The following is a 1,222-nucleotide window of genomic DNA, read 5'->3' as shown; positions in this document are numbered from 1 at the left end:
AGATGTGGTATAAGAGACAGCGGTGGAGGCGGTCGAGCGCGCGTTGCGCCGGCTGGAGCAGCGGGACTTCGTGCACGAGCAGGCCGCGTCCACGATGGCCGGCCAGCCGGAGTACCGCTTCCGGCACGTGCTGGTCCGCGACGTGTGCTACCAACGGCTGCCGCGGACCGAGCGGGTGGCCCGGCACGACCGGACGGCCGACTGGCTGGACACCCTGTCGCAGAGCCGGGACACCGACCTGGCCGAGGTGCTGGCCCACCACCGCTGGGCGGCGCACGAGATCGCCCGGTCCCTGGACCTGGAAACCCGCCGCTACGCCGGTCCGGCCCGGGCCGCGCTGCACCGGGCCGCCCGCCGGGCGTACGCGCTGCACGGGTTGGACGCCGCCGCCAGCCACGCGGCCCGCGCGCTCGGTCTCGCCGACGACTCCGATCCGGTCGGCCGGCTGCAACTGGAACTGCTCAGCACCGAGATCTCGTTCTACCGCGACGGCAACGCGTTCCTCTCCGGCGGCGGGCCGGAGCAGGTGCAGACACTCGCCGACCGGCTGCTGGCCTGCGGCGACGAGGCGTGCGCGGCACGGGCCTGGACGCTGCTCGGTCAGGCGGCCTGGCTGCGGGCCGACCGGCAGGCCGCCCTGGTCTGCCTGGACCGGGCGGTGCGGCTGTTCGAGCCGCTGCCGGACAGCGCCCAGAAGGCCGACGCCTTCGCCGAGTTGGGCCGGCTGCACATGCTCAACTACGAACGCGATCCGGCGGTGGCGGCGGCGGCCACGGCCGCCGAGATCGGCGAGCGGCTCGGGCTGGCCGAGATCCGTACCAACGCGCGGATCACTGCGGCCACCGCCCGGTACCAGGCCGGTGACCGGGCCGGACTGGACGACCTGCACGCCCTCGCCGAGTTCAGCCGCGCCGGGCAGCTCCTGGCACTGCCCCGGGCCACCCAGAACCTCGCGTACGCGGTGCGTGAGGAGGGCGACTGGCTGCGCTCGGACGCGCTGCTCTCGGCGGCACCGGCGCGTACCGCCAGCGGACAGACGCTGACCACCAGCTACTCGGGTGAGGCGATGCGGGCCTGGTTCGAGGGGGACTTCCCGCGCCTGCTCGCCGCCGCCGAGGCGTTCGTCGACACCCCCACGGGCAGTTGGGACATGCAGGTACGCGGGCTGCGGTCGTGCCTGCTGGTGCTGCGGGGCCAGCCGGTGCCGCCGGCCGCCGGGGCG

At 75.0% G+C, this 1,222-nt stretch carries 1 pseudogene; it reads left to right on the top strand.

Going from position 1 to position 1,222, the window contains the following annotated elements:
• Nucleotides 1-22 precede the first annotated feature (22 nt).
• Nucleotides 23-1,222 (top strand): annotated as a pseudogene (locus tag EYA84_RS31955) (adenylyl cyclase); the annotation flags it as partial.

The organism is Verrucosispora sp. SN26_14.1 (genome assembly GCF_004307965.1).
Taxonomy (GTDB): domain Bacteria; phylum Actinomycetota; class Actinomycetes; order Mycobacteriales; family Micromonosporaceae; genus Micromonospora.
Note: the sequence above shows the minus strand (reverse complement) of the source record. Positions and strands in the feature narration are given on the sequence as shown.